The sequence below is a fragment of the Xanthobacter sp. ZOL 2024 genome, from assembly GCF_052932325.1.
In genome coordinates this window covers 702,696-725,552 of sequence record NZ_CM128808.1, presented here as the reverse complement: position 1 = coordinate 725,552, position 22,857 = coordinate 702,696, and the positions used below count along the sequence as shown (strand labels likewise).

The 22,857-nt window shown below is 69.4% G+C and carries 27 protein-coding genes; 12 read left to right on the top strand and 15 right to left on the bottom strand.

Annotated elements, in window-relative coordinates:
- Positions 1-71 precede the first annotated feature (71 nt).
- From ACU4E7_RS03580 to ACU4E7_RS03570, 3 genes are all read right to left on the bottom strand, one after another.
- Positions 72-1,421 (bottom strand): AmpG family muropeptide MFS transporter, encoded by a 1,350-nt coding sequence (locus ACU4E7_RS03580; protein WP_238120419.1) that lies wholly within the window; start codon positions 1,419-1,421, stop codon positions 72-74.
- A gap of 206 nt (positions 1,422-1,627) precedes the next feature.
- Positions 1,628-2,278, bottom strand: a complete 651-nt coding sequence (locus ACU4E7_RS03575) for a response regulator (protein ID WP_447020669.1) — start codon at positions 2,276-2,278, stop codon at positions 1,628-1,630.
- 179 nt (positions 2,279-2,457) lie between these two features.
- Entirely contained in the window at positions 2,458-2,925 is a 468-nt protein-coding gene (locus tag ACU4E7_RS03570; protein WP_443266308.1) for a secondary thiamine-phosphate synthase enzyme YjbQ, read from the bottom strand.
- 140 nt (positions 2,926-3,065) lie between these two features.
- Between ACU4E7_RS03570 and ACU4E7_RS03565 the strand changes: the two genes are divergently transcribed.
- The gene (locus ACU4E7_RS03565; protein WP_447020668.1) at positions 3,066-4,022 is read left to right on the top strand and encodes an alpha/beta hydrolase; all 957 of its coding nucleotides are present in this window, start codon (positions 3,066-3,068) and stop codon (positions 4,020-4,022) included.
- 66 nt (positions 4,023-4,088) lie between these two features.
- On the opposite strand, the gene ACU4E7_RS03560 is transcribed toward ACU4E7_RS03565, so the two are convergent.
- Both ACU4E7_RS03560 and ACU4E7_RS03555 read right to left on the bottom strand, forming a co-directional pair.
- Positions 4,089-4,565: a hypothetical protein gene (locus ACU4E7_RS03560; RefSeq protein WP_447020667.1), complete on the bottom strand. Its 477-nt coding sequence runs from the start codon at positions 4,563-4,565 to the stop codon at positions 4,089-4,091.
- Between the two features lie 75 nt (positions 4,566-4,640).
- Positions 4,641-5,267, bottom strand: a complete 627-nt coding sequence (locus ACU4E7_RS03555; protein WP_447020666.1) for a DsbA family protein — start codon at positions 5,265-5,267, stop codon at positions 4,641-4,643.
- A gap of 170 nt (positions 5,268-5,437) precedes the next feature.
- Between ACU4E7_RS03555 and ACU4E7_RS03550 the strand changes: the two genes are divergently transcribed.
- The 3 genes from ACU4E7_RS03550 to ACU4E7_RS03540 all read left to right on the top strand — a co-directional run bounded on the left by ACU4E7_RS03550 (position 5,438) and on the right by ACU4E7_RS03540 (position 7,011).
- Positions 5,438-5,716: a hypothetical protein gene (locus tag ACU4E7_RS03550; RefSeq protein ID WP_238120425.1), complete on the top strand. Its 279-nt coding sequence runs from the start codon at positions 5,438-5,440 to the stop codon at positions 5,714-5,716.
- A 5-nt stretch (positions 5,717-5,721) separates the two neighbouring features.
- The gene (locus tag ACU4E7_RS03545; RefSeq protein ID WP_447020665.1) at positions 5,722-6,177 is read left to right on the top strand and encodes a phage holin family protein; all 456 of its coding nucleotides are present in this window, start codon (positions 5,722-5,724) and stop codon (positions 6,175-6,177) included.
- A gap of 117 nt (positions 6,178-6,294) precedes the next feature.
- Entirely contained in the window at positions 6,295-7,011 is a 717-nt protein-coding gene (locus ACU4E7_RS03540; protein WP_238120887.1) for an SDR family NAD(P)-dependent oxidoreductase, read from the top strand.
- Positions 7,012-7,037: 26 nt separating this feature from the next.
- Here the strand turns inward: ACU4E7_RS03540 and ACU4E7_RS03535 are convergent, their stop codons facing one another.
- The 4 genes from ACU4E7_RS03535 to ACU4E7_RS03520 form a co-directional block, all read right to left on the bottom strand.
- Positions 7,038-7,925 (bottom strand): type 1 glutamine amidotransferase, encoded by an 888-nt coding sequence (locus tag ACU4E7_RS03535; protein WP_447020664.1) that lies wholly within the window; start codon positions 7,923-7,925, stop codon positions 7,038-7,040.
- A gap of 85 nt (positions 7,926-8,010) precedes the next feature.
- Positions 8,011-8,994: a DMT family transporter gene (locus ACU4E7_RS03530; protein ID WP_447020663.1), complete on the bottom strand. Its 984-nt coding sequence runs from the start codon at positions 8,992-8,994 to the stop codon at positions 8,011-8,013.
- An 11-nt stretch (positions 8,995-9,005) separates the two neighbouring features.
- On the bottom strand, positions 9,006-9,773 hold the full coding sequence (locus ACU4E7_RS03525; RefSeq protein ID WP_447020662.1) for an SDR family NAD(P)-dependent oxidoreductase: 768 nt from the start codon (positions 9,771-9,773) through the stop codon (positions 9,006-9,008).
- 170 nt (positions 9,774-9,943) lie between these two features.
- The gene (locus ACU4E7_RS03520) at positions 9,944-10,435 is read right to left on the bottom strand and encodes a MarR family winged helix-turn-helix transcriptional regulator (protein WP_447020661.1); all 492 of its coding nucleotides are present in this window, start codon (positions 10,433-10,435) and stop codon (positions 9,944-9,946) included.
- A gap of 211 nt (positions 10,436-10,646) precedes the next feature.
- On the opposite strand from ACU4E7_RS03520, the gene metX reads away from it, so the two are divergent.
- Positions 10,647-11,897, top strand: coding sequence for a homoserine O-acetyltransferase MetX (gene metX / locus ACU4E7_RS03515; RefSeq protein ID WP_447020660.1), 1,251 nt, complete (start codon positions 10,647-10,649; stop codon positions 11,895-11,897).
- Between the two features lie 3 nt (positions 11,898-11,900).
- On the top strand, positions 11,901-12,554 hold the full coding sequence (gene metW / locus ACU4E7_RS03510) for a methionine biosynthesis protein MetW (protein ID WP_238120432.1): 654 nt from the start codon (positions 11,901-11,903) through the stop codon (positions 12,552-12,554).
- A 12-nt stretch (positions 12,555-12,566) separates the two neighbouring features.
- On the opposite strand, the gene ACU4E7_RS03505 is transcribed toward metW, so the two are convergent.
- On the bottom strand, positions 12,567-13,619 hold the full coding sequence (locus ACU4E7_RS03505; protein ID WP_447020659.1) for a LytTR family DNA-binding domain-containing protein: 1,053 nt from the start codon (positions 13,617-13,619) through the stop codon (positions 12,567-12,569).
- Here ACU4E7_RS03505 and ACU4E7_RS03500 point away from each other — a divergent pair.
- Positions 13,618-14,505, top strand: coding sequence for a MipA/OmpV family protein (locus ACU4E7_RS03500; protein WP_238120434.1), 888 nt, complete (start codon positions 13,618-13,620; stop codon positions 14,503-14,505). The two genes, ACU4E7_RS03505 and ACU4E7_RS03500, sit on opposite strands and share 2 nt — an antisense overlap.
- 27 nt (positions 14,506-14,532) lie before the next feature.
- Here the strand turns inward: ACU4E7_RS03500 and ACU4E7_RS03495 are convergent, their stop codons facing one another.
- Entirely contained in the window at positions 14,533-15,264 is a 732-nt protein-coding gene (locus ACU4E7_RS03495) for a class I SAM-dependent methyltransferase (protein WP_447020658.1), read from the bottom strand.
- Between the two features lie 212 nt (positions 15,265-15,476).
- Between ACU4E7_RS03495 and gloB the strand changes: the two genes are divergently transcribed.
- Together gloB and ACU4E7_RS03485 are read left to right on the top strand one after the other, a co-directional pair.
- A complete protein-coding gene (gene gloB / locus ACU4E7_RS03490; RefSeq protein ID WP_447020657.1) occupies positions 15,477-16,250 on the top strand; it encodes a hydroxyacylglutathione hydrolase in 774 nt (257 codons plus the stop codon).
- A gap of 35 nt (positions 16,251-16,285) precedes the next feature.
- Positions 16,286-16,723, top strand: coding sequence for a cupin domain-containing protein (locus ACU4E7_RS03485; protein WP_447020656.1), 438 nt, complete (start codon positions 16,286-16,288; stop codon positions 16,721-16,723).
- Between the two features lie 70 nt (positions 16,724-16,793).
- On the opposite strand, the gene ACU4E7_RS03480 is transcribed toward ACU4E7_RS03485, so the two are convergent.
- From ACU4E7_RS03480 to ACU4E7_RS03470, 3 genes are all read right to left on the bottom strand, one after another.
- Positions 16,794-17,393: a sigma-70 family RNA polymerase sigma factor gene (locus ACU4E7_RS03480; RefSeq protein ID WP_238120438.1), complete on the bottom strand. Its 600-nt coding sequence runs from the start codon at positions 17,391-17,393 to the stop codon at positions 16,794-16,796.
- Between the two features lie 529 nt (positions 17,394-17,922).
- On the bottom strand, positions 17,923-18,198 hold the full coding sequence (locus ACU4E7_RS03475) for a KGG domain-containing protein (protein ID WP_443266296.1): 276 nt from the start codon (positions 18,196-18,198) through the stop codon (positions 17,923-17,925).
- Between the two features lie 145 nt (positions 18,199-18,343).
- Entirely contained in the window at positions 18,344-20,092 is a 1,749-nt protein-coding gene (locus tag ACU4E7_RS03470) for a sensor histidine kinase (RefSeq protein WP_447020655.1), read from the bottom strand.
- A 222-nt stretch (positions 20,093-20,314) separates the two neighbouring features.
- Between ACU4E7_RS03470 and ACU4E7_RS03465 the strand changes: the two genes are divergently transcribed.
- Both ACU4E7_RS03465 and ACU4E7_RS03460 read left to right on the top strand, forming a co-directional pair.
- Positions 20,315-21,106, top strand: a complete 792-nt coding sequence (locus ACU4E7_RS03465) for a response regulator (protein ID WP_447020654.1) — start codon at positions 20,315-20,317, stop codon at positions 21,104-21,106.
- Positions 21,107-21,280: 174 nt separating this feature from the next.
- Positions 21,281-21,571 carry a glycine zipper domain-containing protein gene (locus tag ACU4E7_RS03460; protein WP_238120441.1) on the top strand — a complete coding sequence of 97 codons (291 nt, stop codon included), beginning with the start codon at positions 21,281-21,283 and terminating at the stop codon, positions 21,569-21,571.
- A gap of 18 nt (positions 21,572-21,589) precedes the next feature.
- Here ACU4E7_RS03460 and ACU4E7_RS03455 read toward each other — a convergent pair whose 3' ends face one another.
- The gene (locus ACU4E7_RS03455; RefSeq protein WP_447020653.1) at positions 21,590-22,018 is read right to left on the bottom strand and encodes a response regulator; all 429 of its coding nucleotides are present in this window, start codon (positions 22,016-22,018) and stop codon (positions 21,590-21,592) included.
- Between the two features lie 317 nt (positions 22,019-22,335).
- Between ACU4E7_RS03455 and ACU4E7_RS03450 the strand changes: the two genes are divergently transcribed.
- Positions 22,336-22,854, top strand: coding sequence for a tellurite resistance TerB family protein (locus tag ACU4E7_RS03450; RefSeq protein WP_238120443.1), 519 nt, complete (start codon positions 22,336-22,338; stop codon positions 22,852-22,854).
- The last annotated feature ends 3 nt before the right edge of the window (positions 22,855-22,857 follow it).

Genomic DNA, 22,857 nt, shown 5'->3' with positions numbered 1-22,857 from the left:
TGCTGTGAACTCTTTCCGATTTTTATCTGCTATTTGATTTTATTTCACATATGAAATTCGCTTAATCGGTCTCAATCCTGGTTCTCGTGCGCGAGGCTGCGGAAGTGGCCCCTGGCCTGGAGATAGGCGAGCAGCGCCAGGCCCGGCAGGCCGGCCACGGCGGTGATGATGAAGAACACCGGCCATCCGGTGGCCTCGGCGATGAAGCCGCCGCCGGAGGCGAGGAAGGTGCGGCCCACGGCGGTGAGCGCGGTGAGCAGGGCATATTGGGTGGCGGTGTGGGCGCGGGCGCCGCACAGGGCCGAGAGATAGGCCACGAAGATCACCGTGCCGATGGCACCGGTGAAATTCTCCACCACGATGGTGAAGGTGAGAGCAGGCACGCTGACACCGATCACTGCCTGGGCGGTGAAGGCGAGGTTGGAGGCGATCTGCAGTACGCCGCCGATCCACAGGCAGGTGGCCAGCGGCAGCGCCCGCGCCACGAACCCGCCGGCAAACCCGCCCAGCAGCGCCGCGGCCAATCCGACGCCCTTCACGATGGCCGCATAGGTGGCCTTGTCGAAGCCGATGGAGATGACGAACGGCGCCGTGAGCACGCCGGCGAACGCATCGCAGAATTTGTAGAGCAGCACGAACAGCAGGATGGCCCACGCCTGGCGGCGGGCGAGGAACTCGCTGAAGGCGCCCACGGCCGTATCCACCACCCGGGCGACGGCGCTCACCCCTTCCTCGCGCACCGGGGCGGTGGGCTCGCGGGCCATGAAGGTGGCGAGCATGCCCACCGCCAGGCAGGCGGCGGCGGCCACATAGCCCCAGAACCACACGTCGGCGCGGACCGAGCCGAAGGCTTCCAGCGCCGCCACCAAAGCGATGACGCCGGCGCCCGACACCAGCATGCCGATGCGATAGGCGGCCACATAGCCGGCCATGCCGGCGGCCTGCTCGCTGGTGTCGAGGCGCTCCACGCGGAAGGCGTCCACGACAATGTCCTGGGTGGCGGAAACGGTGGCCACCAGCAGCGCCCCAAGGGCCACCATGAACGGCGAGGCGACCGGATCCTGGGCGCCGAGGAAGACGATGGCGCCCATCAGCACGATCTGGGTGGCCAGCAGCCAGCCCCGTCGCCGGCCGAGCAGGCGCGAGAGCACCGGGACGTCGAGGGCATCCACCAGCGGCGCCCAAATGAATTTCAGGGTGTAGGGCAGCCCCACCAAAGAGAACAGGCCGATGCTGCCAAGGCTCACCCCGCTTTCCGTCATCCACACCGACAAGGTGGTGCCGGTGAGGGCGAGCGGCAGGCCGGAGGAGAAGCCGAGCAGGATCACCACCAGCACGCTCGGGTGCAGGTAGACGGTGAGCGCCTCCCAGGCGGAGCGCCGGGGCGCGGGGGAGGGGGCGGTTGCGCTGTCGTCGCTCATGAAAAGTCCACCGCTGGAGCCACTCGGCCAGATGCCATCGGCGCGCCTTGGGCTTGCCTCACGGCGCCGACCAAGGCGCCGCCGCGGGCAGTGGACACCGTCGCCCGTTAAGAAACCGCATCCGCGGCGCGCGGCCACGGCGCAGGGTTCCCCCGGCGGGAAAGCACGGGTCGGCCGGCCGGTACGGACGGGTGGATTTCAGCGCGTCAGGCCTGGGGCGGGGTCCACAGGCCGGTCTCCACCTTGGAAACGGCGATCACCGCCTGGGTGCGGCTTTCCACCCCCAGCTTCTGCAGGATGGCGGAGACATGGGCCTTCACGGTGGCTTCCGACACCGAGAGCTCATAGGCGATCTGCTTGTTGAGGCGGCCCTCGGCCAGCATCATCAGCACCCGCACCTGCTGCGGCGTGAGGGTGGCGAGGCGGGCGATGATGGCATCGGTCTCGCCGTCGCTGCCGCCATTGAGGGTGATATCCGGGGGGATGAACACCTCGCCGCCCAGCACCTCGGCGATGGCGTCGCGCATCTGGCGCACGTCCATGGTCTTGGGGATGAAGCCGGAGGCGCCGAGGTCCAGGCCCCGGCGGATCACCGCCGGCTCCTCATTGCCGGAGACCACCACCACCGGCAGCGCCGCATATTGGGCGCGCAGATAGATCAGGCCGGAAAAGCCCCGTGCGCCGGGCATGGTGAGGTCCAGCAGCACCAGATCGAAATCGGAATCCCGTTCCAGCAGCGCCGTCAGATCGTCGAAGGTGCCGACTTCCTCGATGGTGGCGCCGGCGTGATGGCTGAGCACGGCCTCGCGCAGGGCGCCGCGGAACAGGGGATGGTCATCGGCGATGACGAGGCGCAAGGCCCCGCCTGATGCCGCACCTAATGCGCCACTCGCGGCTTCTCCCAATGGACCCTCCCCCCGACAGCATCCGTGTTTTGTCTTGGTCCCGACACACTCTTTCGCGGCGCGCCGCCCGCGCGCAACGAATTTTCGCTCCAATCATCATTCGATGGCGAAGCTGTGACAAGTCACGTGATTCAACGCCCTGTATGACCGGTAAACGCCAATACCACTTCTCGTCGGTGCGCGGCGAGCCGATGTTCGATGAGATAGAGGCCCTGCCAGGTGCCGAGCGCCAGCCGGCCGGCGCTGACCGGGATGGCCAGGCTGACCCCGCTGAGCAGGGTGCGCACATGGGCGGGCATGTCGTCCGGCCCCTCGCTGTCGTGCACCCAGCCGGCATGCTGGGGGGCCAGCCGGTCGAGGGCGGTGAGCAGGTCGCGCTGCACGTCCGGATCGGCGTTTTCCTGCAGGGTGAGGGAAGCGGAGGTGTGGCGGCAGAACGCCACCAGCACGCCGTCGCGGGCGCCGATCTCGGCCAGGAACGCGGCGGCCTCGCGGGTGATGTCGGTGAAGCCCTGGCCGGCGGTGGTCACCTCCAGCCGGCATTCGGCGTGGGTGTCCAGGGGCGCGCGGTGCGCGGGGGAACGCTGGAGACGCGCCATGGTCATGGTCCTCACTGCGCGCTTATGCGCGGTCCGGTTCGCGCCCCGTGTATTGCCTCCCGCGCCGCCGCCTGCAACCTTGCCCGCGCACCGCCGCGTCGACGGCGGACCAAAATGTCAGCGCCCGGGACTGAATGGACATGTCGAAGCTGGTTCTCGATTCTGCGGTGTTCAGTGATGCCGCCGTCGCCGTCGATACGCGCATGGTGAATGACGCCATCGTCAAGGCCATGCTGGCGGTGCCGGATCGCTGGTCCATCCCGCTGCCGCATATCCGCGCCGCGCGCCTCGCCGGCAAGGGCACCTTTCCCCTGCCGCCGGAGAGCCGGCGCGCCCATGTGGAAAGCATCCCCGGCCCGCGGGGCCCCATTTCCTTGCGCATCCTGATGCCCGATGGCGCTCCCAGGGGCGTCTATCTTCACATCCATGGCGGCGGCTGGACCCTGGGCTCGGCCCGGGAGAATGAGAACCTGACCGATCGCATCGCCTCCAACTGCGGCCTCGCGGTGGTGTCGGTGGATTATCGCCTGGCGCCGGAGGAGCCCTATCCGGCCGGTCCCGACGACTGCGAGGCGGCGGCCCTGTGGCTGGTGAAGGAAGGCCAGAACCGGTTCGGCACCACCCGCTTCGCCATCGGCGGCGAATCGGGTGGGGCGACGCTGGCGGTCACCACCCTGGTGCGCCTGCGCGACCGGCACGACCTGACGCCGTTTTCCGCCGTGAACCTCACCGCCGGCTGCTTCGACCTGCGCCTCACCCCTTCGGTGCGCAATTGGGGCGATCTGCCCCTGGTGCTGAACCGCGCCGACATCGAGCATTTCGTGGAGAATTATCTCCGGCTCGAAGGCCGCGCCGAGGACCCCGATGTCTCGCCGCTTCTGGCCAATCTGAAGGGGCTGCCCAAGGCCCTGTTCATCGTCGGCTCACGCGATCCGCTGGTGGACGACACTTTGTTCATGGCCAACGCCTGGCTCGCCGCCGGCAACGGGACTGAGCTCGAGGTCTATCCCGGCGGCTGCCACGTGTTCCTGGCCTTCCCCGGCACCCTTTCCGACCAGGCGCTGAAACGGGTGGACGCCTTCCTCAGCGATTTCTGAGGCCGGGTGTCTCGAGCCGTCGCATTTTCTGCCCGCGAACCGGTCTCCCCTTCGCTTGAAAATGCTCTACAGCCGCTCGCTCTGGTCCGGCGCGCGCAGTTCATCGACCTTCTGTTTCAGCCAGCGGAACCACTGGTCGGCATAATCGAGCGCGGCATCGAGATCGGAGGTGTCGGGGGCCGGCTTGGTCTCGGGGCTGGTGGCGCCACCGCGCTTCAGCGCCGCGATTTCCCCCTGGAGCCGGCCGATCTCCGCCTCATAGGCATCGCGGCTGTCGGGCACGGCGGTGCAGGCGAAGCCCTGCGGACCCTTGGCGCACAGGGAGACCTTGCCGGTCTCGGTGTCGAGCTTGAGCGCGCCGCCTTCCACCGGGGCGAAGGCGAAGCGCGGCCCGGGCGGCGGCGGCAACGGGTCCGGCGCGCCCGCTGCTGGCGCCGGCTGCGCCAGCGCCGCGCCGGTGGGGATGAGGAGGGGGGTGGCCAGCGCCGTGGTGAGGATCAAACCGGCGATCCTGGCGTGCGCCGTCGCGCGACATGCAGCCATGAGGTCTCCTTTTCAGCGGCGGGCGATGGCCCGTTCGCCGCCACTTTCCGTTGCGATCGGGGCCGAAGCGGGGCGCTAGGCGGGATCGGTGCCGAACGGCGCGCGGCCGGAGGTCAGCGCATCATCGAGCAGCTCGATGCGGTCCTGCCCCCAGAACACTTCTCCCTCCAGCACATAAGCGGGGGCGCCGAAGACGTCGGCGGCCAGCGCCTTGGCCCGATTGTCGAGATAGGCGGCCCCGGCGGCCTCGCCACCGGCGGCGGCCACCAGCGCGGCCCCCGGCAGGCCTGCCGCGTCGGCGAGGGCGGTCACCACCGCCGGGTCGGCGAGATCGAGCTGGCGCTGCCAGACACCGCTGAACAGCGCCGGCAGCAGCCGCTCCACCGGGTGGCCCGCCTGCAGGGCGGCGATGATGGTGCGGTCGGCCAGCGCGCAGTCGAACGGCCAGTGGGCCGGATGGATATGGAAATCAATGCCCCGCTTCACCCGCCAGCGCTGCAGCTCCAGCAGGCGGTAGCGCTGGCGCTGCGGCGGGCGCTGGGGCAGCGGCAGGCCCCCGGTTTCGGCGAAGATGGGGCCGAGGGATACCGGATGGAACGCCACCTGCGCCCCGTTGCGGGCGGCCACCGCCATGAACAGGTCATGGCCGATGAAGCTCCAGGGGCTGATGGTGGAGAAAAAATAATCGATGCGGCGCGCCATGAGATCCTCCCGTTGGTCGCTTATAGCAGTCCCTTCCGGTTCGTCCCGCTTTGTCCGCCGTTTGGCGGACCGTCGCGCCTGTGAGTTGAGCCCGGCGGCTTGACACGGCGCGGCAGACCCGCGCCTTGTTGGACGAGACCACACCGCGTCATGCCCAGGAGGCGAAGGAGATGACCCGCGCCCGATCCACCGCCCGCAAGCTCGCCGGGCTGAAGGCCGATCTCGCCGCTGCGCCCGCCGCACCTGCCGCGTCACCGCCCGCCGGTGCGGGCGCGGCGCCTGTTGGCGCGGCGCCGTCGGGCGGCTGTCCGTTCCGCGGGTGCGGCGTCGAGGATGCGGAGCGCCAGCTGCGGGCGCTGGTGCGCGCCCGCCCGCTGACGGCGGCAGGGCTGTCGCTGCTGGCGGGGGCCGTGGTGGGGGGACTATTGCTCCGGGGTGGCAAGAAATGAACGACATGGACACGCTGGTCCGCAATCTGCGGGTGCTGCTGCGGGCCGATCTCATCATCGCCGAGATCCATCTGCGCAAGGCGGCGGCCAAATCCACCTTCTTCGGCATCGCCGCCTTGATCGGGGGCTTCGGCCTGGTGATGCTGGGTATCGCGGGCTTTCTGGCCCTGGAGACGCTCTATGGCGCCATCCTGGCGGCCACCATCACCGGTGGCGTGGCGCTGGTTCTGGCGGCGCTGCTGGTCTTCGCCGGCGCGCGGGTGCGGCCCGGGCGCGAATTGGATCTCGCAACGGAAGTGCATGCCGCCGCCATGACCGCCGTCAGCGCCGATCTGCAGGCGGCGGGGACCAGCGTGCAGCGGCTGACGGCGTTCGTGCGTAACCCGCTCGACACCGCCGTGCCGGCGGTGGCCTTCAGCCTCTTCAACACCCTGCTGAAGGCGTTGCGGCGCAAGAACTGAACGTGTGGCGACCCGCCCCGGCAGCGCCGGGCCGGGCCCGGGAGACAGGCCGTGAGCGACGCGACCATGACGAGCCAGACCGCGACCTCGGAGGCGGCCGACGCCGCCCGCCCCATCATGCTGCTCACCGGGGCCTCGCGGGGCATCGGCCATGCCACGGTGAAGCGCTTTTCGGCCGCCGGCTGGCGTGTCATCACCTGCTCGCGGCACGCCTTTCCGGAAAAGTGCCCGTGGGGCGCCGGCCCCGAGGATCATCTGCAGGTGGACCTGTCGAGCCCGGCCAGCACCCTGGCCGCCGTGGCCGAGGTGAAGCGGCGCCTGCCCGAGGGCAAGCTGCATGCCCTCGTCAACAATGCCGCCATCTCCCCCAAGGGGGAGGGCGGCGCCCGGCTCGGCACCCTCGACACGGATCTTGAGACCTGGGTGGATGTGTTCCAGGTGAACTTCTTCGCGCCCATCATCCTGGCGCGGGGCCTCGCCGGCGAGCTGGAGCGGGCGCAGGGCAGCGTGGTCAACGTCACCTCCATCGCCGGTTCGCGGGTGCATCCCTTCGCCGGCGCCGCCTATGCCACCTCCAAGGGGGCGCTGGCGGCGCTGACGCGCGAGATGGCTTCCGATTTCGGCCGCAGGGGCATCCGGGTGAACGCCATCGCCCCCGGGGAGATCGACACGGCCATCCTCTCGCCGGGCACCGAGAAGATCGTGGCGCAGATTCCCATGCAGCGGCTGGGCACCCCCGATGAGGTGGCCAAGATCATCTTCGTGCTGTGCACCGACACCGCGTCCTATCTCAATGGCGCGGAGATCCACATCAACGGCGGCCAGCACGTCTGACGTGCTGCGGCGCCGGGGAGGCCATCTCAGGCGCGGCCGCGGGCCGAGCGGGTGGGCCGCACCAGGCGATCCACCCAATTGCGGATCTCCAGGGTGCGCACGGGCTTGGCGATCACCGCATCATCGATGCCGCAGCGCCAGGCCAGCGCCTTGTTGCCGGGATCACGCTCGAAATGCTCGAGATCGGCGATGAAGGCGGCTTCCTCCTCCTCGTCCTGAAAGAAGCCTTCGGCCACCAGCGACGGCTGCAGCCGGCGGAAGATGGCAGCCATCTCCCGGAACGGATATTCCGGGTGGTACTGCACCCCCCAGCAGATGGAGCGGCCGGCGCGGATCTCCGCCGCCTGCACGGTCGAATGATCGTTGGTGGCGAGCAGCCGCGCCCCCTGCGGCAGGGCCTCCACCTCGTCGAGATGCACGGTCATGGCCTCGAACACGCCGGGCTTGTCGGCGAACAGGTCATGGCCGGCGACGGTCTGGCGGATGCGGCGGCCGAACCCCACCTCGCGCCCGCGTGGGCTGGGCCGCACGCTACCGCCGGCGGCGACCGCCAGCAATTGCAGGCCCCAGCAGCTGCCGAACACCGGCACGCCGGTGGCAAAGGCCGCCTGGATCAGGGCGATCTGCGGCGCGATCGCCGGCCCGCCCTGGTAGATGTTCAGCGACGAGCCGGTGATGGCGATGCCGTCATAGCCGTCGAGCCCGCCGCTGTCGGGCAAGTTGGCGCCGGGGTCGGCGGGATAGCAGATGTCCACGGTGGCGCCGGGCGCCAGCTCGCGCAGCAGCTGGGCATAGCCCTCGCCCGCCGCCTGGCCGCCGAAATGGATCTGCCGGGCGCGCGCCTCAGCGGTGTTGCCTTCGACAACGAGCAGGCGGGGGGCGGGGGGCGTTGCGGTGGGCGTTGCGGAGGGCATGGCAGGCAGCGGGCCTTTGACACGGGAGCCGTGAGCGGATGGCGGCGAGCATAATGGCCATTTTGACCAAAGCGAGGATGGCGCCTCAGTCCGGCGCCTGCGCCTCCAGGGTGCGCGGCGCCCGCCCGCGCCGTTCGCGCAGCAGCAGGTCGATGCCGGAGGCGATGACGATGGCCGCGCCGGCGAGGGTCCAGGCGGTGGGGGACTGGTCGAACACCAGCCAGCCGAGCGCGATCATGCCGATGATCTGGGTGTAGATGAACGGCGCGAGGAGCGCCGCCGGGGCGCGGGCGTGGGCGAGGATGAGGAAGAAGTGGCCCGCTCCCGCGATGATGCCCAGTTCCAGCATCAAGCCGATGTCGAGGGCCGAGCGCGGCGTTTCCCACACGAAGGGCAGCGGCAGGCTGGCGGCGAGCGAGCCCACCAGCGAGGAATAGAACAGGGTGGTTTCGCTGCGATCGCAGGCGGCGAGCATGCGGGTGGTGATGGAATAGAGGGCATAAGCGGCGGCCGCCGCCAGGCTCAGCAGCGCCGCCGGGTGAATGCCCCCAACCCCGGGGCGGACCACCAGCAGGATGCCGCAGAAGCCCACCATGATGGCGATCCAGCGTCGCACCCCCACCCATTCGCCCAGCATGGGCCCGGCGAACAGGGCGACGAAGAACGGCGCGGAGAACATGATGGAGACGGTCTGATCCAGCTGCAGGAAGTGCAGCGCGGAGAAGTTCAGGGCGGTGATGGCGAACAGCAGGCCCGAGCGGACCAGCTGCAGCCCCGGCCGCGCCGTGCGCAGCAGCCCCGGCACGGTCCAGGGATTGAACACCACCAGCGACACCGCGAAATGCACCACATAGCGGGCCCAGATGACCATGATGACAGGCATCTGCTGGCCGAGCCATTTGGCGGTGGCGTCGGTGACCGCGAAGCTCAGCACCGCCACGCACATGAAGGCGATGCCGAGCAGCGTCGAGCCGCCCGAGGCCGGCAGGCCCTTGCCGGCTGGGCGCGCGGCGGCATGGGGATCCGCAGGCGGAGAGACTGCGGCAAGCGGATCCGCGGGCGCGCCCATGGTGGCCTCGGTCAATAGGTGGCGCGGCCGCCGGAGATGTCGAACACGGCGCCAGTGGTGAAGGAGCAGTCCGACGATGCGGCAAAGGCGATGGTGGCGGCGATCTCCTCCACCGTCACGAATCGCCCGCGCGGGATCTTGGCGAGCATATAAGCGATCTGCGCCTCGCTCATCTGGTCGAACAGCGCGGTATGGGCGGCGGCGGGGGTCACGCAGTTCACGCAGATGTCGTGGATGGCCAGTTCCTTGCCCAGGGACTTGGTGAGCGCGATCACCCCGGCCTTGGAGGCGGAATAGGCGGCGGCGTTGGGATTGCCTTCCTTGCCGGCGATGGAGGCCACATTGACGATGCGCCCATAGCCCTGGGCGATCATCACCGGCACCACCGCCCGGCAGCAGAAGAAGGGACCGTCGAGATTGACCGCCATCACCTGGTGCCAGGCGTCCTCGGGATATTCCCAGGTGGGATGGTTGGGCCCCGAGATGCCGGCATTGTTGACCAGGATGTCGATCCGCCCCAGCGCCGCATGCGCCTGCTCCATGGCCCGTTCCACGTCCGCGCGGCGGGTCACGTCCACGCCGATGGCGCTCACCCGGTCCCGGCCGAGGGCGGCGGCGGTGGCCTCGGCCCGCTCCAGATCCTGGTCGAGAAGGGCGACGCGGGCTCCCGAGTCCAGGAACCGGGCGACCACGGCGCGGCCGATGCCCTGGGCGCCGCCGGTGACGACGGCGGTGCGGCCGATGAGATTGATGGCGTTGGGCTTACTGGCGTGTGGCATGGATCCTCCCGTCGGCGCGGAGGCAGCCTCCGCGTCGCGCCGTGGTCCGCTTGTCGCGGCTCGTCGCATGTTGCGCGCCTCAGGCTAGCCGGGCCGCGCGGGTCCGGGAAGGGCCGGCCGGTGCCACGGTGCCGGGGAGATCCGCTTCGCGCCGTGGGGAACAGGAGGGCTCAGGCCTCCTCGTCCTCATCGGCCGCGTCGGCCTCGTCATCGAGGCCGCCATCGGTGCCGAGCCGCTGGGCCAGGTTCTTCTCCACCTTGCGCAGCAGCTTGCGCAGGCGCTTGCGCTCCTTGCCGTCGAGCCCGGCGACCATCTCGCCCTCCAGGGTCTCCCACACCCCGTCGATGGCGCCGGACCGCTCGCGACCGAGGTCGGTGAGGAACACCCGCACGAGGCGGCCGTCGCCATCGGTGGTGCGGCGTTCCACGAGGCCCTGGGTGGTGAGGCGGGCGATGGTCTTCGATGCGGTGGGCGGGCGCACGCGCAGGGCGCCTGCCAGATCGCCCATGGTGCGTCCATCCAGCTCCGCCAGCAGCTTGAGCACCGCTTCCTGGCCCGGGAACAGGCCGAGATCGGTGAGCAGGCGCGCCGACAGCGCCCGCTGCAGGCGGGCGGTGTGGTTGAGGCGATAGCCGATGGTCTTCGCGAACGGGTCCTTCATGTTTCCCCCAGCGGCTTGCGCCCTCTTCGTTCTGTCGCGGGCAGCATCGCGCCGACCCGGTGCCGGCGCCAGTGCCGCGTGTGATCCGCACCGAACGTGACGCTGTTATCCACGCGCCGGCTTACATTTTTACGAAGGTGTCGAATGGGAGGATTTCCAAGGGACGGCCCGATGCTTGACAGGGGCCGCCGGTGGCCCCTTGCATGGGCCCATGAGCACCCCGACGCCCCCCGACGGCGCAGCCGCCGCCGCTTCCCAAGATCTCCCCTCGTCACGTCTCGATGACAGCAGCCTGGATGCCCGGGCCCGCCGCGAGGCGGACGATCCCCATTCTCCGGTGGTGCGCTTCGATGCCACCTGGCCGCTGCGCCTGGACGCCGGGGTGGCGCTGGAGGCCCAGCAGATCGCCTACCAGACCTACGGCGAGCCCAATGCGGCGCGCTCCAACGCCATTCTCATCTGCCATGCGCTGACCGGCGATCAGCACGCCGCCAATCTCAATCCGGTCACCGGCAAGCCCGGCTGGTGGGAGACCATGGTGGGGCCGGGCCGCCCCATCGACACCGAGCGCTTCTATGTCATCTGCGCCAACGTGCTGGGCGGCTGCATGGGCAGCACCGGGCCGTCGTCGCGCAATCCGGCCACCGGCGCGCCCTATGGGCTCGACATGCCGCTGGTGACCATCCGCGACATGGTCAACGCGCAGGCGATGCTGCTCGACCATCTGGGCATCGAGCGACTGCTGTGCGTGGCCGGCGGTTCCATGGGCGGCATGCAGGTGCTGCAATGGGCGGCGAGCTATCCCGAGCGGGTGTTCTCGGCATTGGCGCTCGCCACCGCGGCCCGCCATTCGGCGCAGAACATCGCCTTCCACGAGGTGGGGCGGCAGGCGGTGATGGCGGATCCCGACTGGCGCGGCGGGCGCTATCTGGCGGAAGGGGTGACGCCCCATCGCGGCCTCGCGGTGGCGCGCATGGCGGCGCACATCACCTACATGTCGGACCAGGCGCTGCATCGCAAGTTCGGCCGGCGGCTGCAGAACCGCGCCATGCCCACCTTCGGCTTCGATGCGGATTTCCAGGTGGAAAGCTATCTGCGCCACCAGGGCGAGGCGTTCGTGCAGCGCTTCGATGCCAATTCCTATCTCTACGTCACCCGCGCCATGGATTATTTCGACCTCGCGGCGGATTACGACGGGGTGCTGGCCAACGCCTTCCGCGGCACCAAGACCCGCTTCTGCCTCGCCTCCTTCACCTCCGACTGGCTGTTTCCCACCGAGGATTCCCGCGCCATCGTCCATGCCCTCAATGCCTCGGGCGCCAACGTCTCGTTCGCCGAGATCGAGAGCGACAAGGGCCACGACGCCTTCCTGCTGGAGGAACCGGAATTGTTCGCCATCGCCCATGGCTTCATCGACAGCGCGGCGCGGGCCCTGGGCCTGCCGCCGGCCCGGGAGCGCTGAGCCATGGCGCAGCCGACGCTGGATGAAGGCGCCGTGCGCCAGCAGGGCGGGCGTGTCGACCTGGTGGTGGTGGCGGAGATGGTCGCCCCCGGCTCGCGGGTGCTGGATGTGGGCTCCGGCGACGGCGGCCTGCTGGAGCTGCTGGCCACCACCCGGGGCTGCGATGCCCGGGGCATCGAATTGTCCCGCGAGGGGGTCAATGCCGGGGTGGCCCGGGGCCTCGCCATCATCCAGGGCGATGCCGATGTGGACCTCGCCTATTACCCCGACGATGCCTTCGATTATGTGATCCTGTCCCAGACCCTGCAGGCCACCCGCCGTCCGCGCTGGGTGCTGGAGCAGATGCTGCGGATCGGCCGGCGCGCGGTGGTCTCCTTCCCCAATTTCGGCCATTGGCGCTCGCGGCTCGACCTCCTGGTCAACGGCCGCATGCCGGTGACGGAGAACCTGCCGCTGCCCTGGTATGAGACGCCGAATATCCATTTCTGCACCATCCGCGACTTCGTCGGGCTAGTGGATGCGCTGGACGCCAAGATGGAAAAGGCCGTGGCGCTCGATTCCGCCGGTCACCGGGTCCGCGTGAACATGCCCTGGTGGGTGTGGAACCTTTTGGGGGAACAGGCGGTGTTCCTGCTGTCACGCAAGGGGCGCGGCTGACGGCGCCGGGCCTCAGAGGGGCGCCGCGTCGCGTTCCGCGAGGAACAGTTCCACGTCCCGCAGATACCGCTGTGACACCGGGGCGCTCAGCCCATTGGTGAGGCGGACGCGCGCGGCACGGCCCGTGCGCTCCAGGCCGAGGATGGCCGCATCGGCCACCCACCAGGACCGATGAATCTGTCGCCCCGGCGTCGGGGCGCATTCCGCAATGGCGTCGGTGAGGCGAAGCAGGACCAGGGCGGATCCCCGGTCCGTATGGATCCGGGCATAGTGATCCTCCATCTCCACGGCGACCATGGGGCCCCGCGTCGCCGGAGGCAGGCGGGCAAGAAGGGCGCTGGCGAGGGGCGACGGCTCCGCATCGCCGGGCATGGGGCGTTCAGTGTCCGGCGGTGGTGGCGCCGTGGAGGGGGATGGCGGCCGCGGCTTTGGTCTTTGCCGCAGTTCCGGGCTTTGTCGCAGCTCGTGTTGCGCTTGCCGCGGTTCTCCCATGGGCGTTGCCGCGAAACTGAGGCCGAAAGCCGCCCGCGCGATCATCGACGCCCCGGCGCCGATCAGCACGATCTGAAAGTAGAGCGCCAGGATCTTGTGGGGGTGCGGCCACCATCCGGTGAGCACATGGGTCGCCGGCCCGACGATCAGCATCATGGGCACCGCCGCGACACCCACCAGGGCCAGCCAGCGTGGCGCGGGAGCCAGGGACCGGCCGACGCCGCGGAGGTCGGCGATCCGCTCCACGAGGGCCAGCATGAGGAACCAGCTGGCGAGCATTCCGGTCCAATAGCCCACGCGGGCAAGAAAGACCTGTTCGGTGACGTCGAACGGTCCGATCCAGGCAAAGGCGGGGCTCAGGGCGAAGGCGAGGGAGACCTCGGCCAGCCTGTGCCGCCGCCATGGATTCGTGTGCAGATTGGCGAATTCACGCATCGCGAGGACCTTGACCATCGGGGTGTGGGTAGATTGCCGAATAGTTTGGCGCAATTGCGAAGCGGACGTCGTGGTCGCGGCGGGGCTCTGCCTAAACCGGGCAATCCCGTTCCGATGTCCACCGAGCAAGAGCCCCATGCCCGATCCCCATCGCGTGTTCCCCCGTGCCAAGCCGTCCCGTTCCTTCAAGCCTGTCGGACTGGCGCCGATCGGAGCGCTGATGTTGATGATGCCATCGGCTTCCGCAGCCGATCTCCCGGCACCCGCCGCCACCACACCCACCGGTTTGGAGCCCGCGCCATCCGTCGACCAGTTCACCTGGGTCAGCGAGAAGCTCGCCAACTGGAAGGTCGTGCTGGGTGGCGGTGCCATGGTCGCCCCGAAGTTTGAGGGGTCCGACGAATACGAGGTTTCGCCCATTCCTTTCGTCTCGGCGGCGGTGACCGACTGGATGATGCTCGATCCACGGGGCGTGGCCCTGGGTGTGCGGCCCCTCGATGGTCTCCCGAATTTCAAGGTGGCGGCGCGGCTGGGCTACGATCCCGGCCGCCAGCAGGACGATTCGGATCATCTGCGCGGGTTGGGCGATATTGACGCCGGGGCTGTGGTCGGTGCGCGTGTGGCCTATCTGACCGGTCCGGTGGAGGTGTATGCCGCCGTCGACCGGACCTTCGGCGGCAGCGATGGCCTCCAGGCCCGCTTGGGTGCCGAAGGATCATGGAACTGGGGCCGCTTTTTCTTCACCCTCGGGGCTTCGGCCACCTGGGCGGACGAGACATATATGTCCGCGTATTTCGGCGTCACCCCGATCCAGTCGCTGCGGTCGCATCTGCCGGTCTACGATCTCGGCGCCGGCATCAAGCGGATCGACGTGTCCGCGTCCGTCACCTACATGATGAGCGATCATTGGCTGATCCGGGGGCAGGCCGGCCTTGGCACGCTCGTCGGGGATGCTGGCGACAGCCCCATCGTCCAAAGCCGGACGCAGCCCTCGGGCATGCTTTCGATCGGCTACAAATTCTAGGCAGGGTCCCGCCGCGCGTCGGCTGCCCTATCCCGCCGGGACGCCGCCGAGCACCGGTTCCAGGGCCGGTTCGAGCACCGGAACCAGACGCGAGCGGCGCACCGCCACCGGGCGATAAAGCTGCTTGGTCGCCTCCACCACCAGCACCCCGGAAAAGGGCAGGGAGAGCCGCGCGCCGACCCGCTCGAAGGCCACCGCCGTGCGCAGGAACCAGGCGCTCGGCGGGGCATAGAGCGCCTCGCCCCAGCCCACCGGGGTGAACAGGGCCTCGCGCAGCAGGTTCACCACCTGGCCGCGGGAGAACGGGCGGCCATTGCCGAACGGGGTGGTGTCGAGCCGCGCCCACACCCCGCGCCGATTGGGCACCACCGCCAGCAGGCGGCCGCCAGGGGCCAGCACGCGCCACACCTCGCGCAGCATCTCGGCGGCATTATCGGTCATTTCGAGGGCATGCACCGCCACCACCCGGTCGATGCTGGCGGTGGGCAGGGGCAGCATGGTCTCGTCGGCGAGCGTCGCCAGCGTCGGCCCGCTGGAGGGCCAGCGCACCACGCCCTGGGCGGCGGGCATCACCGCGATGCAGCGCTCGGCCTCCTCGCGGAACACGCCGAGATACGGCGTGGCATAGCCGAGGCCGAGCACGGCGAGGTTGGTGACATTGGCGAACCGGGCGCGGATCGCGCGGCCGAGCAGGCGTCGTGTCATGATGCCGACCGGCTGGGCATAGAAGTTGCGCAGGTCCACGACGTCGAGATACATGCCGCTCCCCTGCACCTCAGTCCTCCGCTGCCGGGCGCGCGTGCGCCGGATCCCGCCCGATCATGTTGCGTCCTGCGCCCGGGCGACGCAATCGCGGCGCGGTGGTTGGGTGGCCTTTTCCTTTGCGCGTGAATAGACGATCATGACCGCCAGGTCGCCAGAGATCTGTCGCCTGGCGTGGGGGCGCCATGCGCCGCCCGGGGAGTGTGTTCGTGCCGGCCGAGATTCGCCTCGTTCCTTGCCTTAGCGACAATTATGCCGTGCTGCTGCACGACCCCGCCACCGAAGCCACGGCGGTGGTCGATGCGCCCGAGGCCGAGCCCATCATGGCCGCGCTGGAGGCTGCGGGCTGGGCCCTCACCCACGTGCTGGTGACCCATCATCACGCGGATCATGTGCAGGGCATTCCCGCTTTGAAGCAGCGCTATGGCGCCACGGTGGTGGGGCCGCGCGCCGAGGCGAGCGACATCCCCGGCCTCGACGTGGCGGTGGTGGACGGTGATCCGGTGGCGGTGGGCACGCTGGTGGGCCGGGTTCTGGAAACCCCGGGCCACACCGCCGGCCATGTGGTCTATCTGTTCGAGGACGAACACGCCTTGTTCGCCGGCGACACCCTGTTCACCCTGGGGTGCGGGCGGCCGTTCGAGTGCGAACCGGCGGTGCTGTGGCACTCCCTGCAGCGCCTCAAGGGGCTGCCGGGGGATCTCATGGTCTATAGCGGCCACGAATACACGCTCAGCAATGCCCGCTTCGCCCTCTCCGTGGACCCCGACAATGCCGAGCTGAAGACCATGTTCGCCCGCGCCGAGGCGGCGCGGGCCAGGGGCGAGCCCACCATTCCCTCGCTGATGGCGGATGAGCGGGCCGCAAACCCCTTCCTGCGCGCCGATGATCCCGCGCTCGCCGCCCATCTCGGGCTCGCCGGAGCCGATCCGGCGGACGTGTTCGCCGCTTTGCGGGCCCGCAAAAACACCTTCAAGGGCTAACGTTTTCAATCGCTAACATTTTCAAGGGCTGAGCCATGATGCCTCTGGACGGTGGCCTGAGCGCCGCCGATGTGGTCCGCCTGCTGGAGCTGCAACCCCATCCCGAGGGCGGGCATTTCCGCGAGACTTTCCGCGATGTGGCGGCCGATGGCGGCCGCGGCGCCTCCACCGCCATCTATTTTCTGCTGGCGGCCGGGGAGGTCTCCCACTGGCATCGGGTGGATGCGGTGGAGGTCTGGCATTGGCATGCCGGCGCGCCCCTCACCTTGTCGCTGGCGGATGCGGCGGGCCGGCGCGATCTGCGGTTGGGACCGGCGTTGGACCGTGGCGAGCGGCCCCAGGGCATCGTCCCCGCCAGCGTGTGGCAGGCGGCGGCGAGCCAGGGCGCCTGGACCCTGGTGGGCTGCACGGTGGCCCCGGCCTTTGACTTCTCCGGCTTCGAGCTGGCGCCACCCGGCTGGGCGCCCGACTGAGACCGGTCCACCTCCGTGGGGCGCGCCGCGCGTCGTCCCGCCGGCGCGGGCCGGAGCCCGGCGTGCGGTTTCAGCTGTCAGATTTCGGCACGTGGTGGGCGGCGGAGAGGGCCACCGGGTCACCTTCCACCACCTCGGCGGTGTCCTGCGCGCCCATCAGGCTCAGCAGCTTGGCGCGGGCCCGGTTCACGCGGCTCTTGATGGTGCCGAGAGCGCAGCCGCACACATCGGCAGCTTCTTCATAGGACAGGCCGGCGGCCCCCACCAGAACCAGCGCCTCGCGCTGATCGTCGGGCAGCTGAGCCAGGGCTTCCTTGAGGGTGGAAAGGGTGACCGACCAGTCTTGGCCGGGGCCCATGGTGTGGTCCTGCTGGGCGAGAGCCGACAGGCCGTCGTTCTCCCGGCGCTTTTTGCGCATGTCCGTGTAGTAGCTGTTGCGCAGAATGGTGAACAGCCACGCCCGAAGGTTCGTGCCGGGATCGAATTTCTCGATGTTCGAGAGGGCTTTGAGCAGCGTCTCCTGCACCAGGTCGTCGGCCTCGGCGCGATTGCGCGTCAGCGAGCGGGCAAATGCGCGGAGCGCCGGCAACAGCTCCAGCACCTGGTCGCGCAGATCCTGCGCGCCGGACTTGGGCGCATCCGCTGGGTGTGCGTGATCGTTCACGTCCATGGAAGCCCCTTTGGAAGTCCCTTCGGAAGCCTCTTGCTTGACGGACCGTGGGCGGCCGGGCTGCTGCGCATCGACTGAAGTGCCTTCGCGATCGGCGGTCAAGGGCCCCGATTGGGCGCGCGCCGGGCGTGATGACCCCGGCCGGTGTGTCGGCACCGCGTCGCCGATGCGGTCGCTCTCTTGGAGTCGTTTCGGGGGCCGATCCTGGTCCTTATCTCGGCCCCGGCCTTGGACGGCGCCATCGGCGTCGGGGCGGGCCGCCACCGCCGCGCCCCAGGGCGAAGCCTCCGGGGGGCGGGCAGGGGGCCGGTCAAGGGGCTGGGCAAGGGGCTGGGGAAGCCGGGGAGCACGGGTGTTCAAGGACCATCGTAGGGCGGCGGATACGGGTTGAGATTGCGGCAAGGGCTGGCCTCCGTTCTCAAAGGGATCCGAGGGGCAGGCACGCTCTCCTCGCATGCTGTCCTCGTCTGCTCTCCTCTTGCATGGCGCCGGGGCAGGGGCGCCGGTGACGCTGCGGGGGGGGGGGGGGCTACATCTTGGGAGGGCTCTTCTGGCCCCCCTTCTGTCCCGCCAGGGAGGCAAGGGAGCGGTCCCGCGAGAAGCTGCGCTGGTCGTCGGAGACACTCTGACCACCCTTGCGACCCGCCGCGGCGGCGAGGGCCCGGTTCTGGGAGAAGCTGCGCTTCTCGGCAGGCACGCTCTCTCCGCCCTTGCGGGCGATGGCCCGTTGCTTTTCCGCATCCATGGCGGCGAAGCCACGCGGTGCGGGGGTCTTGCTGGGACTCTTGGAGGGCATCTTTTCCATTCTGCTGCTCCTGCTCGGCTGCCCTGCCGCCGCGCTGCGGAAACGGTAGGGGCGCCGCATGGGGCCTCTGGAAGCACAAACGTCACCGGAGCGGAAAAGTTCCACCCATGGTCATGCGCGGGTGCGAGGGCGTCGCCGCGCGGCGTTAGCGGCTGCCATCGCGACAGGGAAAGGTGCCGCAGACGGTGACGCGCGGACCGCTCGTCCTCTGTTCGAGGGTGCCGCCGAGCTGGGCGGCGAAACCATAGGCGAGATCAGCGCCAGTGGCGGCGGGCGGGGGGCCGTCCACCGGCGCTTCCACCGCCACCTGAAGCCGGTTGTCGGCGACGCTGCCGGACAGGGTGAGGGCGAGAGCGGCGCGGTCCCTGGTGTCATCACCATCGGCCATGGCGAAGCGCAGGACGATCTCCACCAGCATCAGCGCCAGGGGCACCGCCATGTCGGTGGGAAGCGGCGCGTCCTCGGCCTCGACCGAGATGCGCAGCGGGCCCTCGGCGGCGCTTTCCAGCAGGCCGGCCAACTCGCCCATGAGCTCACGCAGCCGCACCTGCGAGCCTTCCGTCGCCTCGTAGAGGATGCGATGCACCAGAGCGAGGGTGTTGACGCGGGTGCGCAACTGCTCGAACCGCCGCCGATCGGCACCCCGCGGGATCGCCGAGCCGTAGAGGCTGATGAGGCTCACCACGATCTGCAGGCTGTTCTTGATGCGGTGGTGGATCTCGCGCACCAGCGCCGTCTTCTCCGCCAGGCTCTCGCGCAGCCGCGCATCGCGCTCGCGCACGGCGAAGGCCATGTTCTCCACCGCGTGGCCAAGGGCGCGGAACTCGCTGGGCGCATCGTTGATCCGGGTGGGGCGGAAGGCGTAATGGCCCTGGGCGTAGACCGCCGTGACGCGCCGCAGATAGAGCACCCAGCGCAGCACGATGCGATCCACCGCCAGCCACAACCCTACAAGGCTGGCGACGACGATGAGCGCGGGCAGGGCGAAGCTGGCGGCCACCGTCAGCACGGTCCAGCGGAACAGGCTTTCGGTGGGCAGGGCGAAGGCGATGGTCAGGCCCTGCCGGCTCAAGGGGGCCGTGGCGAAGGTCCAGCTACGCCCGTCACTGTCCCGGGCCTCCCGCAGGCTCCGGCCGGTGCGCGTCATGTCCTGCCCGGCGAACAACGCGGCGCTGGCGGTCCGGGCGTTGGAGACCAGCTCCTCACCATGGGGAGAGAACAGCGCGACCATGCTGCGCGCCGGCGGCGCCTCGCGTTTCATCAGATTGTCGAGCCAGGCGATGTCGATGCCCATGGCGATGGTGCCGTCCACCTGCCCGTCGGCACCGGTCAGGGGCAACAGGGCCATGAGGATGCCGTCGTGGGCGGTGGGGCTGGCGATGCGGCCGGACAGCCGGAACATCCGCGCGTCGGCGGCGGCGCGCCACCAGGGGGCATCGCTCACGTCGGTCTGCTCCAAGGGCAGGGCCGCGCAGGTCACCTTGCCGGTGGTGTCGATGACGCTGATGTTGCTGGCGAAGGGCAGGCTCAGCACGGCGCCGTGCAGAATCGCCGGGCAGGAGGGCGCACCGGTCACCACATCGGCGACGTTCTTCAGTGCCTGCAGCACGTTTTCTGCCGAGGCGATCACCGCCTCCTGGTCCGCGGCGGCGGCGGTGGCGTGCTGCAGCAGCCGCTGGCGGGCCTCTTCCTCGGCGGCGTTGAGCTGCATGACGCCCTGGATGAAATTCAGCGCCGCGATGGGGGCGAGCGCCAGCAGCACCATGAGAATCAGCCGCCGGCGCACGCTGTCGAGCAGGGTGCGCGGACGGCTGGCCGCGGCGGCGAACAGGGCCGAGCGTTCGCGGTGGCGTGTGCGGACGGCTTGCGCCTTTACCCAATCCATGAACGCCATCACCCTCGTTCTGCGCCCGGTCGACCCCGGAATGAAGCACGCCACATCTCGTCCCGCACGAGCCACCGCTGTAGAATGTCCCGGTGCGTCATCGGGTTCCGCACGCGCCGCACCCGGAACAATCGGCAGGTGACGGCGTTGGAAACCATCGAGGCGTTCGTTCCGGTGCCGTCCTTGGTCCGTGCCATTATGAGCGAGTGCCATCCTTCAGGAGAGTCGCGCATGCCGCAAACCTCGATCGTCAAGCAACTGCCGGCGCTGCGGCGCTATGCCCGAGCCCTGCTCGGTTCCCAGCAGGCGGGCGACGATCTGGTGAAGGAGACGCTGGAAGCGGTGCTGGATGGAAAGGTGTCGCTCGACACCGGGGTATCGCCCCGGGTGGCGCTCTACCGGGCCTTCCACCACGTGTGGAAACGCCGGCCCGGCCTTCCCGAGGCGGGCGCCCTGCAGGCCGACTTGCGACTGCAGGCCATGGATCTTTCGTCGCGGGTCGCCTTCCTGCTCACCGCCATGGAGAGCTTTTCTTATGCCGAGGCCGCCAGCATTCTCGGCGTGACCATCGAGGAGGTGGAGGCGCAGGTGGTGGCCGCCCAGCGGGACATCGACCGGCAGATCGCCACCCGGGTGCTGATCATCGAGGACGAGTGGGTGATCGCCCTCGACCTGCGCACCATGGTCGAGGAGCTGGGGCACGAGGTGATCGGCGTGGCGCCCACCCATGCCAAGGCGGTCGAGCTGGCGCAGAGCGGCAATTTCGGTCTGGTGCTGGCGGATATCCAGCTGGCCGACGGATCGTCGGGGGTGGATGCGGTCACCGACATCCTCGAGCGCTTCGCGGTGCCGGTAATCTTCATCACCGCCTTTCCCGACCGCCTGCTCACCGGCGAGCGGCCGGAGCCCACTTATTTGATCACCAAGCCGTTCCTGTCGGAAACGGTGAAGGCGACCATCGCCCAGGCGCTGTTTTTCCACGAGGCCCGCAGCGTGGGCGCCGCGTCCGAGCGGATCGCCTGATCCGCGGGGCACGTGCGCCGGCTGCCGCGCCTGTCCGCTGCCGCGCCTGTCCGCTGCCGCACCTGTCCCTTGCGCCATCGCATTGTCCAAAGGCTTGGAGGCGGGCAAGGTGCGGCGGTCGGCATCATCCGCCGCCTCGCCCGTGCGGGTGTGGCGGGAACCGACACGAGATGAATGGAGACCATGATGGCCGAGAAGAGCGAACCGAGTCTGGGAGACGTGCGTCAGGATCTCGATCAACTGCGCGCCGATTTCGCGCGCCTCATCGACAGCCTCGGCAAGACCGCCCAGAGCAAGGTCGAGGGCCTTGCCGGCGAGGCGCAGGTTCAGGCCGCGGCGGCGAGCGAGTGGGCCGAGGGGCACTCGGTGTCGGTGCGCGAGGCCATCCGCGAGCAGCCTTTCGTCGCCTGCGCCGTGGCCGCTGGCGTCGGTCTGCTGCTGGGGCAGCTGCTGCTGCGGCGGTGATCGGTTCCGACGCTGGCGCTAGGCGCCGGCGTCGGGCTCTTCCGGGATCGCCACCCCCACCGCGCGCAGCGCCCCCCGCAGGGTGGCCACGTCATAGGGCTTGCGGATCATCACCAGGCGCGCAACGCCGTCAAATTCCGCGGCAATCTCCTCGATGGCATAGCCGGTGGCGATGATGATGGGCAGGGTGGGCGCCAGCCCGCGCAAGGTGCGCACCACCTCGTCGCCGCCGATGTCGGGCAGGCCGATATCCACCAGGGCCAGCAGCAGCGCCCCATCGCCACCGGACTGGAAGGCGTCGCGCGCGTGATCGATGGCGGCGGCGCCATGGCCGGCCACCACCACCATGAACCCGTGGTCCTCGAGCACCTGCTGGGCCACGAGCGCGACGAATGGCTCGTCCTCCACCAGCAGGATGGTTCCGCGCGCGCTCGGCTGTTCGACCACTGGACGTTCCTTCCTGAACCGCGACCCTGGCGCGGCGTCTTTGACCCGTATCGGAGCCGATGGGCGCGGCGGCATCATGGCATAACGGGCGATGGGGGGAAGCACCCGCGCGGTGCAGCTTGCGGGCCTTGCCCCGGCGCTGGCATCATGGCAATGGCGGTGGGGTCAGAGCCTCGCCGGGTGGCGGTTCACGCGCGATCCGGCCGTACAGGTCCATGTTCACCCGGGTCGCGGTGTGCCTTGGCCACCGCCATCCGCCCGAGCGGTCCCCCACCGTGCGCACCCATCGCGCGCCCACGCAGCAGGATGCCCGACGCATGTTCCGCACCCTCTCGGACTTCATCACCGACATCACCGGCGGACGTCGTGACACCGATGCGTTCAGCCCGGACGATTATCGCCTCGCCGCCGCCGCACTCCTGGTTCACGTCGTCTCCATCGACGGTGTGGTGACCGACGCCGAGCGGGCCATGCTGCGCCAGATTCTGGAGCGGCGGTTCGCGCTCGAAGGTGCGGAGAGCGATGCTCTGGTTGAATTGGCCATTGCCAAGGATGCCGAAGCCGTCGATCTTTATGCCTTCACCAGCGTGTTGAATCGGGCGTTGGACGAGGAGGGCCGGCGCCGCATCATCGAGATGATGTTCGAGGTGGCCTTCGCGGATGGCACCTTGAGCGAGTTCGAGGACAACCTCGTCTGGCGCGCAGCGGAATTGCTCAATGTCAGCGCGCGCGAGCGGGTGGAGATCCGGCGCGAGATTCGCGAGGAGACGGAAACGAGCGGTGAACGACAGGATCAGGCCCCAGACACAGCACCCGACCACACCGACCGCGCTTGAGCC

Excerpts from the sequence above, each read along its gene's own strand:
- ACU4E7_RS03580 (WP_238120419.1), bottom strand. The coding sequence starts at position 1,421 with ATGAGCGACGACAGCGCAACCGCCCCCTCCCCCGCGCCCCGGCGCTCC.
- ACU4E7_RS03570 (WP_443266308.1), bottom strand. The coding sequence starts at position 2,925 with ATGGCGCGTCTCCAGCGTTCCCCCGCGCACCGCGCGCCCCTGGACACC.
- ACU4E7_RS03565 (WP_447020668.1), top strand. The coding sequence starts at position 3,066 with ATGTCGAAGCTGGTTCTCGATTCTGCGGTGTTCAGTGATGCCGCCGTC.
- ACU4E7_RS03560 (WP_447020667.1), bottom strand. The coding sequence starts at position 4,565 with ATGGCTGCATGTCGCGCGACGGCGCACGCCAGGATCGCCGGTTTGATC.
- ACU4E7_RS03555 (WP_447020666.1), bottom strand. The coding sequence starts at position 5,267 with ATGGCGCGCCGCATCGATTATTTTTTCTCCACCATCAGCCCCTGGAGC.
- ACU4E7_RS03550 (WP_238120425.1), top strand. The coding sequence starts at position 5,438 with ATGACCCGCGCCCGATCCACCGCCCGCAAGCTCGCCGGGCTGAAGGCC.
- ACU4E7_RS03545 (WP_447020665.1), top strand. The coding sequence starts at position 5,722 with ATGGACACGCTGGTCCGCAATCTGCGGGTGCTGCTGCGGGCCGATCTC.
- ACU4E7_RS03540 (WP_238120887.1), top strand. The coding sequence starts at position 6,295 with ATGCTGCTCACCGGGGCCTCGCGGGGCATCGGCCATGCCACGGTGAAG.
- ACU4E7_RS03535 (WP_447020664.1), bottom strand. The coding sequence starts at position 7,925 with ATGCCCTCCGCAACGCCCACCGCAACGCCCCCCGCCCCCCGCCTGCTC.
- ACU4E7_RS03530 (WP_447020663.1), bottom strand. The coding sequence starts at position 8,994 with ATGGGCGCGCCCGCGGATCCGCTTGCCGCAGTCTCTCCGCCTGCGGAT.
- ACU4E7_RS03525 (WP_447020662.1), bottom strand. The coding sequence starts at position 9,773 with ATGCCACACGCCAGTAAGCCCAACGCCATCAATCTCATCGGCCGCACC.
- ACU4E7_RS03520 (WP_447020661.1), bottom strand. The coding sequence starts at position 10,435 with ATGAAGGACCCGTTCGCGAAGACCATCGGCTATCGCCTCAACCACACC.
- metX (WP_447020660.1), top strand. The coding sequence starts at position 10,647 with ATGAGCACCCCGACGCCCCCCGACGGCGCAGCCGCCGCCGCTTCCCAA.
- metW (WP_238120432.1), top strand. The coding sequence starts at position 11,901 with ATGGCGCAGCCGACGCTGGATGAAGGCGCCGTGCGCCAGCAGGGCGGG.
- ACU4E7_RS03500 (WP_238120434.1), top strand. The coding sequence starts at position 13,618 with ATGCCCGATCCCCATCGCGTGTTCCCCCGTGCCAAGCCGTCCCGTTCC.
- ACU4E7_RS03505 (WP_447020659.1), bottom strand. The coding sequence starts at position 13,619 with ATGGGGCTCTTGCTCGGTGGACATCGGAACGGGATTGCCCGGTTTAGG.
- ACU4E7_RS03495 (WP_447020658.1), bottom strand. The coding sequence starts at position 15,264 with ATGTATCTCGACGTCGTGGACCTGCGCAACTTCTATGCCCAGCCGGTC.
- ACU4E7_RS03485 (WP_447020656.1), top strand. The coding sequence starts at position 16,286 with ATGATGCCTCTGGACGGTGGCCTGAGCGCCGCCGATGTGGTCCGCCTG.
- ACU4E7_RS03480 (WP_238120438.1), bottom strand. The coding sequence starts at position 17,393 with ATGGACGTGAACGATCACGCACACCCAGCGGATGCGCCCAAGTCCGGC.
- ACU4E7_RS03475 (WP_443266296.1), bottom strand. The coding sequence starts at position 18,198 with ATGGAAAAGATGCCCTCCAAGAGTCCCAGCAAGACCCCCGCACCGCGT.
- ACU4E7_RS03470 (WP_447020655.1), bottom strand. The coding sequence starts at position 20,092 with ATGGCGTTCATGGATTGGGTAAAGGCGCAAGCCGTCCGCACACGCCAC.
- ACU4E7_RS03465 (WP_447020654.1), top strand. The coding sequence starts at position 20,315 with ATGCCGCAAACCTCGATCGTCAAGCAACTGCCGGCGCTGCGGCGCTAT.
- ACU4E7_RS03460 (WP_238120441.1), top strand. The coding sequence starts at position 21,281 with ATGGAGACCATGATGGCCGAGAAGAGCGAACCGAGTCTGGGAGACGTG.
- ACU4E7_RS03450 (WP_238120443.1), top strand. The coding sequence starts at position 22,336 with ATGTTCCGCACCCTCTCGGACTTCATCACCGACATCACCGGCGGACGT.